The following is a 13,694-nucleotide window of genomic DNA, read 5'->3' as shown; positions in this document are numbered from 1 at the left end:
TATATAAAAATACAAAAAGCATATTTTTGGAGGTAATTCTGATAATGACCAAGTTAAAAGTTGCTGTTTTGTTTGGAGGAGTTTCAACAGAGCACGAAATATCCATAGTTTCGGCAAAATCAATTATGCAAAATATGGACAAGGAAAAATACGAAATAATTCCAATAGGTATAACAAAAGAAGGAAAATGGCTCTTGTACACAGGCAAAATTGAAGATTTGGATAGCAAATGGACTCAGTTTTCTATAGAATGTTTTGTCTCTCCTGATAGAACCAAAAAGGCACTTGTAAAAATAAAAGATAACGAGGCTACCTTTATCGACATTGACGTGGTTTTTCCGGTTTTGCATGGACTGAATGGTGAGGACGGGACAGTTCAGGGACTTTTAGAGTTATCTAACATACCGTATGTGGGCTGCGGTGTTCTTTCGTCGGCTATATGTATGGACAAAGCATTTGCTAAAAAGCTTGCGCTTTTAGAAGGAATACCACAGGGGCATTTTTTAGTTGTATACAAAAACGAATATTCAGCTAAAAAAGATTATTTCATAAGAAGAATAGAGAGTGAGTTTTCGTATCCTGTTTTTGTAAAGCCTGCAAACTCAGGCTCGTCTGTGGGTATATCAAAAGCGAAAGATAGAGAAGACCTTGTTTTGGCGATACATGAGGCTTTTTTGTATGATACAAAGGTTTTGATTGAACAGGCTATAAACGCTCGGGAGATAGAATGTGCAGTTTTGGGAAATGATGAGGTATTTGTGTCTGAGCCGGGTGAAATAATTCCATCAAGAGAGTTTTATTCGTATGAAGCAAAATATATTGATGATTCATCAGAGCTCATCATCCCGGCAAGACTTCCAAAAGAAGTTACTGAAGAGATAAAAGATTTGGCAGCAAGGATTTACAAAATTTTTGAGTGCTGTGGAATGGCAAGAGTGGACTTTTTTGTTGATAAAGATACGAACAAAGTGTATTTCAACGAGGTAAACACAATACCTGGTTTTACAAGTATTTCGATGTATCCAAAACTTATGGAGTTCAGTGGTATTCCATATTCTCAGCTCATTGATAAACTAATTTCTCTTGCCATTGAGAAGAATGAGCAGAAAAAAAGCATAAAATACAGCAAAGAGGGCTGAAATAGCTATGGATTTGCGACCGATCGGTATATTTGATTCTGGTTTGGGCGGACTTACTGTCTTCAAAGAGATTGTAAGTCTTATGCCAAATGAGAACATTGTATATTTTGGTGACACAGCAAGAATTCCATATGGTTCTAAGTCTAAAGAGACTGTTACAAAGTTTGCTATGCAAAACACAAGGTTTTTGTTATCGAAAAATGTTAAGATTGTAGTTGTGGCATGCAATACTGCCTCTGCTTATGCATATGAAACTTTGAAAAAAAGTTTCGATATTCCTATTGTTGCAGTAATTGAACCGGGTGCTAAGGCAGCAGTAAATGCCACTAAAAATAAAAGAGTTGGCGTTGTAGGCACAGAAGGGACAATAGCAAGCGGGTCTTTTGAAAAAAAGATATTAGAGCTTGATAGTAGCATAAAGGTTTTTTCAAAGCCGTGTCCTCTTTTTGTTCCGCTTGTAGAGGAGGGGTGGACAGATAAAGAGGTAACTTATCTTGTTGCGAAAGAGTACTTAGAAGAGTTCAGTGAAAAAGAAATAGATACTCTTGTTCTGGGATGTACACACTATCCTTTTTTACAGGATGTCATAAAAAAAGTATTGCCGGACGTTATGTTAATAAATCCTGCACTTGAGACAGCTAAGCAGGTGTTTGAAGTATTAAAAGAGAATGATATGCTAAACAATTCCAGCGAAGAACCAACATATTATTTTTATGCAAGTGACAATCTCAAAAAATTTGAGTCTGTAGCTTCAATATTTTTAAATGAAAAAATAAAGTGTGAAGAAAAAATAGACATTGAGAAATACTGATAAATAGGCATTTTTTGGGGTGTGAAGGTATGAAAAAAGACGTCTTGATTTATGTTAAAGGTACGCAGGAATACCCCGTAAGCAGCTTTGAAAATAGCATAGAATTTTTCACAGAAGGCAAGTTCTATAAAAAAGGAGAAAGTTATTTTGTGACATATAAGGAAAGTGAACTGACCGGGCTTGCAGGTACCACAACAACTTTTAAGATTCAACCCGACCTTATAACCTTAATCCGCTGGGGTGATGTTACATCAACCTTTATATTTGAGCCTGGCAAAAGACATATCTCCACATATATAACCGACCAGGGAGTTATCATGATTGGAGTTTATACAAAGAAGATGAAAGTTGACTTGGATGATAGTGGTGGAGAGGTTTTAGTAGAGTATGCCATAGATTTGGATTCGCATATGATGTCTGAAAATGACTTTTTACTCAAAATCAAAGAGGCAGGTGTAAAAAATTGAACTTGGTAAAACTCGCAAAAGAGCAGGTAAAAAGTGTTATTCAAAATGCTATAAAAAGGTGTATTGAGACGGGAATATTTGAGCTTGACAGCATTCCAGATATAATGATTGAAAAACCAAAAGAGAAATCTCACGGTGATTTTGCAACAAATATTGCGCTGGAACTTACAAAGAAACTAAGGAAAAACCCGCGTGAGATAGCTCAACACATTTTAAACTGCATTGACCTGTCGGAAACCTTTATTGAAAGGGTTGAAGTGGCAGGTCCAGGATTTATAAATTTCTTTTTCAAAAAAGAATGGCTTTATAAAGCTGTGGAGGTTATCTTATCTGAGGGCAATAACTATGGAAAAGTAAATATTGGAAATGGCAAAAAAGTGATGGTTGAGTTTGTATCAGCAAATCCAACAGGTCCTATGCACATGGGCAATGCCCGCGGAGGTGCGCTGGGTGATTGTCTTGCAAACCTTTTAAAATGGGCAGGATACAATGTCACAAAAGAGTTTTATGTAAATGATGCAGGAAACCAGATAGAAAAGTTTGGACAGAGCCTTGAGATTAGATATAGACAGCTCAAGGGTGAAAATATAGATCTTCCCGAAGATTGCTATCATGGTGAGGATATAATCGAAAGGGTAAAAGAATATTTAGATGAACACGGGGATGATTTGGAGAATTTATCCTCAGATGAGAGAAGAAAAAAGCTTGTCGACTTTGCCCTAAAGAGAAATATTTTGCTTATGAAAGAGCACTTGAGAAAATATGGCATAGAATATGATGTATGGTTTCATGAAAGTAGCCTTTATGAAAGTGGAGAAGTTTTTGAGACAATTGAAGATTTAAAATCAAGAGGATACACGTATGAAAAAGATGGAGCACTGTGGTTTGTAGCATCAAAGATAGATAAGAGCTTAAAAGATGAGGTTTTGATAAGAGCAAATGGGATTCCAACCTATTTTGCAGCTGATATTGCTTATCACAGAAACAAGTTTGAAAAAAGAGGCTTTGACATTGTGATAGACATCTGGGGCGCTGACCATCACGGACATGTTGCAAGAATGAAAGCTGCAATGAAGGCGCTTGGAATTGACCCTGAAAGGCTTATTGTCATTCTTATGCAGCTTGTAAGATTAGTAAGAGGTAAAGAAGTTGTTAGAATGTCAAAAAGAACAGGTAAGGCAATAACATTAATTGACCTGATTGACGAGATAGGCAAAGATGCTGCAAGGTTTATGTTCAATACAAAGTCAGCAGACACCCATATTGAAATAGATTTAGACCTTGTGACCCAGCAGACACTTGACAACCCTGTATTTTATGTTCAGTATGCTCACGCAAGAACATGTGGGATCATTAGAGCTCTTTCAGAAGAAGGGATTGTATTAGATAAAAGTAAAATAAAAGTAGAACTTTTGCAACAAGAGGAAGAGCTTGAACTTTTGAAAAAGCTTTTAGAACTTCCTGAAGAAATTGAGATAGCAGCAAAGAATTTAGACGTTAGCAGAGTGACAAAGTATCTTTTAGACTTAGCATCTATGTTCCATGCTTTTTATAACGCGTGCAGAGTTAAAAATGAAAATGAAGAACTGATGTTTACAAGGCTTTCTCTTGTTGAGTGTGTAAGAATTGTCATAAATAACATGCTAAGACTGCTTGGGGTTGACGCTCCAGAGAAAATGTAATTGTTTTCGGTGTCTCTTACCCATTTTTCACAAAGGGGTAAGAGACATTTTTATTTATTTTTCACAAAAATCTAATTAAAATCATTTAATCTATTGTTTGTTTTTTGAAGTGTGTGATATAATTTGAATAGTAAATTAAAAAAGTTGGAATGGAAGTTTTGAATATGGATTTTATTGGATTGCTTATAAGAAATTTATTTTTTTCTTTAATGGAAATTTTTAAAGGAAACACAACAAGAAAGAAACTAAGGATTTTGTCACAAAATAGTAGAGCTTCTCAAGAAAAAATTGAGGATGTTCAAAGGGAAGAGCTCAAAAAGCTGTTGTTATATTGTATTGAACACGTCCCAGCATATAAAAAGTACGACTATCTCAAAAAAGAAATAGAAGTTTATCCAGAAAGAGCTTTAAAAGAATTTCCCATCTTGGAAAAAAAAGAGTTTTCAGAAAACAGAGATTTTTACTTATCAGAAAAAGCAGATCTTTCAAAATGCATTTTAAATAGAACAGGCGGGTCTACTGGTGAGCCTGTAAAGTTTTACATGGACAGAGAAACTGTTGAGTGGTATGAAGCAGCAAGGTATTTGGGACTTTCTTGGTGGGGGATAAACATTGGTGATAGGTGTCTGATGCTTTGGGCTTCAAGAAGTGACATTGCTAATGTCAAGGATTTGAAAGGTAAGATTAAAGAGCGAATTCTGAAAAATAGGCTTATAATTTCTTCATGGGATATAAACGAGAAGGCAATAAATAAAATTGCAAAAAGAATCAAGAGATTCAAACCTTTGTATATATACGCATATCCTTCTGCCGCATATAAACTTGCATATCTTTTAAAAGAAAATGGTATAGACTTGAAGTTGAAACTCAAGGGAGTTGTCACCACAGCTGAAAATTTATATGAATACCAAAAGGATTTAATTCAAGAAGTATTTAAATGCCCTGTAATAAACGAATATGGTGCAAGGGATGGCGGAATAATAGCGTATCAGTGCCCAAAAGGTAAGATGCATTTGATGACCTTGACGGGATTTTATGAGTTTGTGGATATCGAAGGATTAGAGAATGAAAATAAAAAGTCAATTTTAGTAACAGATCTTCATAATTATGTAATGCCAAGGCTAAGATATAGACTTGGTGATGTGGTGACCCTTGATGATGAAGGCTGTGACTGCGGAGTAGGATTTCCTACTATTAAGGAAATAGATGGTAGGATTGATGAGATATTTGTCACAAAGAATGGAGAGGTTTATGACAGTCACTTTTTCAATATATTAGCAAGAGAGATGGAAGGAGTGCTGCAGTATCAGCTTGTTCAGCATGATTTGGAAAATATGACACTAAAGATTGTAAAAGGTAAAGGATTTAGTGAGAGTGAGGTTGAGAAGTTCATAAAAAATATTAAAAGCAAGTTTGGAGATATTTCGATAAAGGTTGATTATGTGAATGAAATTGAATGTGGTCCTTCCGGAAAGGTTAGATATATAGTGAGAGAATACAAAATTCCAGCGATGAGAGCTTTGCTCTCATTTTTAAAGATAGCAGTTTCTGTATTTACGATATTCGCTTTTGATTTGTAATTTAGAGTGCCTTATTGTGTTTTTTAATTTAATAAAAAAATTTTGTAGAAAGGGAGGACGGTTGTAAGATGAATCTAAGAAGACCAAATGCAAATGAAGCAACAGGCACGTTTAACCGTTCAAAAGATGTTGTTCCTATGTCAGGACTTTGTACAAGATGTGTGGATGGGTGTCAAGGAAATTGTGAAATCTTTTTGGCGTCTTTTAGAGGAAGAGAGGTTTTGTATCCCGGACCATTTGGAGAAGTTACTGCGGGTGCTGATAAGAATTATCCTGTTGATTATTCTCATCTTAACATTCAGGGTTATGCAGTTGGAGCAAAAGGACTTCCTGAAGGAGTTGAACCAAATCCAGATACAGCTATATTCCCAAATGTTGATACAACAACAGAATATGGTTGGGAAAAGAAAGTAAAAATGAAAGTTCCTGTTTTTACTGGTGCACTTGGTTCAACAGAAATTGCGCGCAAGAACTGGGAACATTTTGCTGTAGGAGCAGCAATTTCTGGTATTACACTTGTTTGTGGTGAGAATGTCTGTGGAGTTGATCCTGAGCTTGAACTTACATCAGATGGCAAGGTAAAAAATTCTCCTGAGATGGATAGGAGAATAAATACTTATAAAAGATTTCATGAAGGTTGGGGCGAGATTTTAGTCCAGATGAATGTTGAAGATACTCGCCTTGGTGTTGCAGAATATGTTATTGAAAAGCATGGACTTGATACAATAGAACTTAAATGGGGACAGGGTGCAAAATGTATTGGTGGTGAGATAAAGGTAAAAAGCTTAGAAAGAGCTTTAGAGCTCAAAAAGAGAGGATATGTTGTGCTGCCAGACCCAACCCAAAAAGATGTTCAGGAAGCATTTAAAAGAGGTGCAATAAGAGAATTTGAGAGACATTCCAGGCTTGGATTTGTAGAAAAAGAAAGCTTCCTAAAAGAAATAGAAAGACTAAGAAAACTTGGATTTAAGAGGATAACACTCAAAACAGGTGCATACTCAGCTGTAGAGCTTGCTATGGCACTAAGATTTGGTGCTGAGGCAAAACTTGATTTAATAACAATTGATGGTGCACCGGGTGGTACAGGCATGAGCCCGTGGCCAATGATGAACGAGTGGGGGATTCCAACATTTTACTTGGAAGCTCTGGCATATCAGTTTGCTGAAAAACTTACAAAGAAAGGTTTCAGAGTTCCTGACCTTGCAATTGCAGGTGGTTTTTCAACAGAAGATGGAGTGTTCAAGGCAATTGCAATGGGTGCACCATATGTAAAAGCTGTTTGTATGGGAAGAGCATTGATGATACCAGGGATGGTGGGCAAGAATATTGAGAAGTGGTTAAAAGAAGGCAATCTTCCGAAGACAGTATCGAAGTATGGTACAACACCCGAAGAGATCTTTATAACATATGAAGAGCTTCGTGAAAAGTATGGTGATGAGATAAAGAACATTCCTCTTGGTGCAATTGGTATTTACACATTTGTGCAAAAGTTCAAAACAGGTTTGCAACAGCTGATGGCTGGTTCAAGAAACTTCAGAATCTCTACAATTTCAAGAAAAGATTTAATTGCTCTGACAGAGGATGCAGCTAAAGTTTCTGGTATTCCTTATGTAATGGATGCATACAGAGAGGAAGCAGAAAGAATTTTAGAGGAGTAAAATTTTAATAAATAAATTTAAAGCCACAGGGAATGATGTCCTCTGTGGCTTTTTTGTTACAAGAATTACCAATAAACATAACAGTAAAAAGTATTTTTTTAATTTGTACCCTCGAGAGAAATAAAATAGTCATATTAAACAAAAATAAAGTTAATCTTTAAATAATATTTATTGAGGTTGACTTATATATTGCCATGATTTAATATATTATTTGTAAAGAAAGAGTTAATTGACAGGGGGCTTAGTTTCACTTATGTTATTGGAGAAATTTAAGAAATCGTTTGTATTCAAAAGGTTTTTGATTTCGTATGTCTCTATACTTTTGATTCCTTTATTATTGTCGTTGATTGTATTTAATACTTCTTTCACCGTTGTTCAAAAAAATTCGGTGAATTCAACCTTGTTTCTCTTAAATCAATTGAAAAACTTTATTGATAGTAAAATGGAAAAAATAGATGAAATAGCAATAAAGATGGCTTATGATTCAAAACTTCAGTGGATTTCAACATTGGATACGCCCAAAGAAGGCTCACCAGATGTTTACTGGTTTTGGGAGTATTACAATAACTTCTGTAAAATTGTTTCTAATTTAAAGGATGAACTTGATATATCACTTTTGGTTGCTATGAGACATAGTGATACTGTTTATTATAATTCTGTTCTTTATTTTGAAATGGAGGAATTCTACAAAAATAACTTTAGATATAGTAAAATGTCATTTAAACAGTGGTATGATTATCTGTTTAATACATTTCATTTTAAAGATTTTTTACCTAAAGAAAAGGTTGTGATTAATGGAGAGAATAAGGAAGTGATAACATACACTTATTCATTTCCATTTTGGAAAAAGCGTAATCCTGATGGAGTTATTGCAGTCTTTATTAATGAGGAGAAAATTCGAAGTTTACTTAGTAAAATAGTAGAAAATTTAAAAGGAAATGCTTACATTATTTCAGAAAATGGTTCTATAATTTCTTCTTATTTAGTAAGTCCCAAACTATCGCAACATATAAATTTATCTGATTTTGATAGAACTCAAGGATTTATTATTGTAAGAGGAAGCAGAGGCAGGATAATAAGAACATATGTAAAATCTCAAATAAATAATTGGATGTACATAGTAGAATTTCCTATTGAAATGGTTATGAAGGAAGTATATTTTTTAAGAAATGTTGCAACTGCTGTGTTGCTCACTGCCTTGATTTTAGGATTATTAATTTCTACTATTTTTGCATATAAAAATGAAAAACCTATATCTGAAATTTTGGGGATTTTGAAGCTGATAAGACCAGTTTTAAATAATGAAGAAAAAGAATTTGATATCATTAAAAAGGAAATTTCAAATCTAATACAGAGTGAAATAGAGCTTTCAAGAAGACTTGAAACCCAGCAATTTGTATTACGTGAAATCTTTTTTGAAAGGCTTTTGTATGGTCAATACGATGATAAGAGTAAAATTGAAAAACTTATAAAATATTTGAATTTTAATATAGATTCAAAAAACTTTGCAATTGCAATTATGAGGATATTAAGAGAATATCAAAAAGCTACTAAGAGGATACTTAATGAATTGGATTTGTATAGAATTTCTGTTGAGGAAATATTAAAAAAGAATTATGAGGGGACAGTTTATTTACATCCAATATCTGAAAATGATATTGCTGTTTTAGTTGGATTTAACATAGATGATGTTTATGAAGTAAAAAAACGTGCAGAAGATTTGTTTGAGACAGTTCAGAGAGAAATAAATGAAAAATTTTCAATAACTCCTTTGGTAGTTTTGGGTAGAGTATGTCAAAATTTATTTGATGTTCAGTTTGCATTTTTGGATGCTAAAGAAGTATTGGAAAACATCTCTTTGAGATATGAAGATATTGGAAACAGTATAATTAATGCCGATGAATGGCAAAGGTCAAATGTAATTTATTATCCATTAGAAATAGAAGAAAAGATTATTTCACTTACCTTAGCAGGACGATTTAATGACTTAAGATCTTTATTCGACATGCTTTTTGAGAAAAATTTTAAAGAAAGTACCTTGAGTAAAAATCTAAAAATTATATTCCTAAATGAGTTGTTAGCAACATTTATCAAAGTAATTAACAAATGCGATGATACGGTGTTCTCTAATGTTGAATTGAAAGAATTGTTTGTTTTTAGGGAAAGACAGGATTTAGAAGCAGCATTTAACCAGATTGTTCAAAAATTTATTGATACTTCCAAAATGATGGATAAAAATAAAAAGAGTCATAATGAAAAATTAATAGAAAAAATATTGGAGTTTATTAATTCTAATTTGTATAACTCTCAAATGAGTATTTCTTTTGTTGCGTCGCATTTTGATCTTTCAAATTCTTATTTTTCTTTCTTTTTCAAAGAACAGACAGGTATGAAGTTTAGTGATTATATTGAAAAACTGCGAATTGAAAAGGCATGTGAACTTTTAAGAGAGGAAAAATACAACATTGATGAGGTTGCTAAAATGGTAGGATACACAAATGCTCATACGTTTAGAAGAGCTTTTAAAAAGGTAATTGGAATCTTGCCAAGTGAGTTTTGTGAAAGACTAAGAGAAGTTTGAACAAAAAAATTTATTTAGAAGCTACCCCCTGTTATAGCAGGGGGTTTGTTTTTTCTATAAAAATGTACATTGATTTTAAAAAGTGAATGTGTACCAGCCTAAGAAATTGTTGCTCTTTCTAAATAGTTGAAAGTTGATAAAATATGCACCTTGCTATAGATTTGAAACTAGAAAAAATTAACGGAGAATAAGGAGGCTAAATTCAATGTTCGGCAAAAAGAAATTAAAAGTATGGAGATTTTGTAGTATTCTTGTGGTATTTGTTTTTGTGATTGGCTTATTAGCAATAAATCCTAAAATGAATTTTGCAGCTACAAAACCTACTATTACTTATTTTGTACAGATGGATTCTAAAGTTGCTGTTTCGTATGATAACTTTAGCAAGATTGCAGCATATCAACTTCTTATGAAAAAGTTAAATGTAAATATTCAATTTATCCATCCTCCAATGGGAGGCACTGCAGCTCAAGACCAACTGAACTTGATGATTGCATCTAAAAAGCTCCCTGATATTATTTACTGGAATTGGATAGACAGTTATCCGGGTGGTCCGATGAAAGCTTTACAAGACAAAGTGATTATAAGGCTTAATGAATATGTAGACAAATATGCTCCAAATTTTAAGTCATATTTATCAAAACATCCTGATGTGAAAAAAATGATAGTAACTGATACTGGAGATCTTTATTGTTTCCCTTATTTGAGAGAAGATCCTGAAATTCAAGGTACCTTCTATGGACCAATTGTAAGAAAAGATTGGTTAAGCAAATTAAAAATAAATCCACCCGAAACTGTTGATGAATGGTATAAAATGTTAAAAGCTTTCAAGAATAATGACCTTAATGGAAATGGGAAAAACGATGAAAGACCATTTTCCATAAGCTTAGGTGGAGCAACAAGCCCAAGAAGAGCATTTGATTATTGCAGCTTTTTAGTGGGGGCATGGGGTATAAAGACAGATTTCTTTGTTGAAAACAATAAGATTCAATATGGACCTTTAAAGCCTCAGTATTCAGATTTTATAAAGACACTTCAAAAATGGTGGAAGGAAGGATTGATTGATCCAGATGTACTTACTATGAACAGAGATATAATCAGGGCAAATATTCAGAATGATTTAATAGGTTCTTTTTTGGGATTAATAGGTGGCGACTTAGCTTTCTTTGTAAACTTAAAAAAGGATTTAATGGGAGTTAAGTATCCAGTTCTTAAAAAGGGGCAAAAACCAGAATTTGGTCACCGTGAACCTCAATTTGCTAAAAGTGGTGCTGCTATTACAACATCTTGCAAAAATATTCCTCTTGCCATAAAAGTTCTCGACTGGGGATGGAGTAAAGAAGGATTCATGGCACTCAATTTTGGTGTGTTGGGTAAAAGTTATGTTATAAAAGATGGACGTCCTGTATATACAGATGAAGTTATGAACAATCCACAGCTTGATAGACCTTCTGCACTTGCAAAATACGCTTGTGCTTCATTTGGTGGTCCGTTTATTCAGGCTAAAGAAAATGCTCTTCAAATAGGGTTAGGACTTCCACAACAAAAAGAAGCGAGCGAAAATTGGAGATATGCATCTAATACAAAACTTTTGCCTATTCTTTCGTTTACTTCGGATGAGGCAAAAAAGCTGGCAGATATTATGAATGTTGTAAACACATATTATGACGAGATGTTTGTAAGGCTTATGACAGGAAAAATCAACGATGTTGAACAGCTGAGAAAGGGATTAAAAAGAATGAGAATAGACGAGGCAATAAAGATATATCAACAAGCTTATAATCGTTATATAAATAGAAAATAACTATTTGAGGGACTGCTCTTGAAACTTTCACCAAAAAGAGCAGTCCTCTTTAAAGAACTCTTATAAATGACAAATTACAATCTTTTATGAGGTGATAAAAGTGGAAGTTACATTGTCACAAAAAGAAAGGTTTCGTAATCGTTTTAAAGAATTTTGGAAATCCATAAAAAAGACAAAATATCTTCATCTATTAGCATTACCAGGCGTTCTTTATTACATAATATTTCATTATATTCCTATGTATGGAGTTATTATTGCGTTTAAAGATTATAATTTTAGAAAAGGTATATTGGGAAGTGAGTGGGTAGGATTTAAACACTTTATAAGGTTTTTTGAAAATCCGTTCTTTTGGCGGTTGATTAGAAATACAGTTCTTCTAAATATTTATCAGATAATATTTGTATTTCCTCTGCCAATATTATTTGCTCTTTTTCTAAATGAGCTTCGAGATGGTTTTTATAAAAGGTTTGTACAAACAGTTAGTTATTTACCTCACTTTATTTCTCTTCCAGCAATAATTGGTATGATGGTAATGTTTTTATCTCCAACAGATGGTATTATAAATATGATACTTCAAAAAATGGGGTTACCAACCATATATTTTATGGCTGATCCTAAATGGTTTCGACCATTATATATAATAAGTGACATATGGCAACATATGGGTTGGGGAGCAATAATTTATATAGCAGCACTTAGCAATGTAAATCCTGAACTTTATGAAGGTGCTGTAATAGATGGTGCAACAAGAGTGCAGATGATGAGGTATATTTCGATACCATCAATAATGCCCACTATTGTTATAATGCTGCTTTTGAGAATTGGACATATTATGTCACTGGGTGCAGAAAAAGTTTTACTTATGCAAAGTCCGCTTAATTATGAAACATCAGACGTTATAAGTACTTATGTTTATAGAAGAGGACTTGTATATGGTGAATATAGTTATACAACTGCAATAGGTTTATTTAACTCTTTAATTAATCTTACAATACTAATTATAGCAAACAAGATTACAAAAAAAGTTACAGAAACAGCACTCTTTTAGTGGAGGCGAAATTTATATGGTGAAAGATAATTCGTTGTCAACAAAAATTCTAACAATAATTGTACACACTACTATGATATTTGTATTAATAGTTACTTTATATCCTGTGCTAAATGTTTTTGCTTCATCTTTAAGTAGTGCGGATGCAAATAATAAAGGTATAGTTACAATTTTTCCGATTGGTTTTACATTGGATTCATACAAAATGATATTTACGGCAGGGACAGTTCCCAGAGCTTTTAAGAATTCGGTTATTTATACCATTGTAGGAACATTGATTAACCTTATTTTGACAACTTCTTTTGCTTATCCACTGTCAAGAAAGAATTTACCATTAAAATCTTTCTATACTTGGCTTGTTATAATAACTATGTATTTTTCAGGGGGCTTGATTCCACTTTTTATATTAGTCAAAAACTTAGGACTATATGATACTATGTGGGCTTTGATTTTACCAGGTGCAATTAGTACTACTAACTTGATAATTATGCGAACATTCTTCCAGAACATACCTCATGAATTAGAAGAATCAGCATATCTTGATGGTGCAAATGAATTTGTTATATTTACAAGAATAGTTTTACCGCTTTCTAAAGCAGCTCTTGCAACTGTAGGACTTTATTATGCTGTTGGGCATTGGAATTCATGGTTTAATGCCATGATATTCTTAAGTGACCAGAAAAAATTTCCTCTGCAGCTTGTTTTGAGAGATATTATAATGCTTGCCCAGACGCTTCAGCAGGCTGCTGAAGCAGGTGATTTGAGTGCAAGACAAGAATTAGGTTTAATCAACGCAAAGGGGGTGAAATATGCAACACTCTTTGTCTCGATGGTACCAATGTTAGCTATATATCCATTTGTACAAAAGTATTTTGTTAAAGGTGTTATGATTGGTTCATTAAAAGATTAAAAAAATATGCACAAGAG

At 33.4% G+C, this 13,694-nt stretch carries 10 protein-coding genes; all 10 read left to right on the top strand.

All coding sequences use genetic code 11. From position 1 onward, the window contains the following. Nucleotides 1-44: 44 nt before the first annotated feature. The 10 genes from COB47_RS09090 (at nucleotide 45) to COB47_RS09045 (ending at nucleotide 13,677) form a co-directional block, all read left to right on the top strand. Nucleotides 45-1,139: a D-alanine--D-alanine ligase family protein gene (locus COB47_RS09090; RefSeq protein ID WP_013291082.1), complete on the top strand. Its 1,095-nt coding sequence runs from the start codon at nucleotides 45-47 to the stop codon at nucleotides 1,137-1,139. A gap of 7 nt (nucleotides 1,140-1,146) precedes the next feature. After that, on the top strand, nucleotides 1,147-1,950 hold the full coding sequence (murI, locus tag COB47_RS09085) for a glutamate racemase (protein ID WP_013291081.1): 804 nt from the start codon (nucleotides 1,147-1,149) through the stop codon (nucleotides 1,948-1,950). Nucleotides 1,951-1,979: 29 nt separating this feature from the next. After that, on the top strand, nucleotides 1,980-2,417 hold the full coding sequence (locus COB47_RS09080) for a DUF1934 domain-containing protein (RefSeq protein WP_013402656.1): 438 nt from the start codon (nucleotides 1,980-1,982) through the stop codon (nucleotides 2,415-2,417). Then, nucleotides 2,414-4,099: an arginine--tRNA ligase gene (gene argS / locus COB47_RS09075; protein WP_013291079.1), complete on the top strand. Its 1,686-nt coding sequence runs from the start codon at nucleotides 2,414-2,416 to the stop codon at nucleotides 4,097-4,099. The genes COB47_RS09080 and argS overlap by 4 nt, the downstream gene beginning before the upstream one ends. A 164-nt stretch (nucleotides 4,100-4,263) precedes the next feature. Further along, nucleotides 4,264-5,679 carry a phenylacetate--CoA ligase family protein gene (locus COB47_RS09070; protein ID WP_013291078.1) on the top strand — a complete coding sequence of 472 codons (1,416 nt, stop codon included), beginning with the start codon at nucleotides 4,264-4,266 and terminating at the stop codon, nucleotides 5,677-5,679. 68 nt (nucleotides 5,680-5,747) lie between these two features. Next, nucleotides 5,748-7,337, top strand: coding sequence for an FMN-binding glutamate synthase family protein (locus COB47_RS09065; protein ID WP_013291077.1), 1,590 nt, complete (start codon nucleotides 5,748-5,750; stop codon nucleotides 7,335-7,337). A 253-nt stretch (nucleotides 7,338-7,590) separates the two neighbouring features. Next, entirely contained in the window at nucleotides 7,591-9,918 is a 2,328-nt protein-coding gene (locus COB47_RS09060; protein WP_013291076.1) for a helix-turn-helix domain-containing protein, read from the top strand. Between the two features lie 205 nt (nucleotides 9,919-10,123). Beyond that, on the top strand, nucleotides 10,124-11,719 hold the full coding sequence (locus COB47_RS09055; RefSeq protein WP_013291075.1) for a type 2 periplasmic-binding domain-containing protein: 1,596 nt from the start codon (nucleotides 10,124-10,126) through the stop codon (nucleotides 11,717-11,719). Between the two features lie 100 nt (nucleotides 11,720-11,819). Continuing rightward, entirely contained in the window at nucleotides 11,820-12,767 is a 948-nt protein-coding gene (locus COB47_RS09050; protein ID WP_013291074.1) for an ABC transporter permease, read from the top strand. Between the two features lie 16 nt (nucleotides 12,768-12,783). After that, entirely contained in the window at nucleotides 12,784-13,677 is an 894-nt protein-coding gene (locus COB47_RS09045) for a carbohydrate ABC transporter permease (RefSeq protein ID WP_013291073.1), read from the top strand. Nucleotides 13,678-13,694 lie beyond the last annotated feature (17 nt).

This window comes from Caldicellulosiruptor obsidiansis OB47 (assembly GCF_000145215.1).
Taxonomy (GTDB): domain Bacteria; phylum Bacillota; class Thermoanaerobacteria; order Caldicellulosiruptorales; family Caldicellulosiruptoraceae; genus Caldicellulosiruptor; species Caldicellulosiruptor obsidiansis.
The sequence above is the reverse complement of the archived record's forward strand: the minus strand, read 5'-3'. Positions and strand labels throughout refer to the sequence as shown.

Bases quoted from the DNA above. Each gene is read 5' to 3' on its own strand.
- COB47_RS09060 (WP_013291076.1), top strand. From the start codon at position 7,591: ATGTTATTGGAGAAATTTAAGAAATCGTTTGTATTCAAAAGGTTTTTG.
- COB47_RS09080 (WP_013402656.1), top strand. From the start codon at position 1,980: ATGAAAAAAGACGTCTTGATTTATGTTAAAGGTACGCAGGAATACCCC.
- COB47_RS09045 (WP_013291073.1), top strand. From the start codon at position 12,784: ATGGTGAAAGATAATTCGTTGTCAACAAAAATTCTAACAATAATTGTA.
- COB47_RS09070 (WP_013291078.1), top strand. From the start codon at position 4,264: ATGGATTTTATTGGATTGCTTATAAGAAATTTATTTTTTTCTTTAATG.
- COB47_RS09065 (WP_013291077.1), top strand. From the start codon at position 5,748: ATGAATCTAAGAAGACCAAATGCAAATGAAGCAACAGGCACGTTTAAC.
- murI (WP_013291081.1), top strand. From the start codon at position 1,147: ATGGATTTGCGACCGATCGGTATATTTGATTCTGGTTTGGGCGGACTT.
- COB47_RS09090 (WP_013291082.1), top strand. From the start codon at position 45: ATGACCAAGTTAAAAGTTGCTGTTTTGTTTGGAGGAGTTTCAACAGAG.
- COB47_RS09055 (WP_013291075.1), top strand. From the start codon at position 10,124: ATGTTCGGCAAAAAGAAATTAAAAGTATGGAGATTTTGTAGTATTCTT.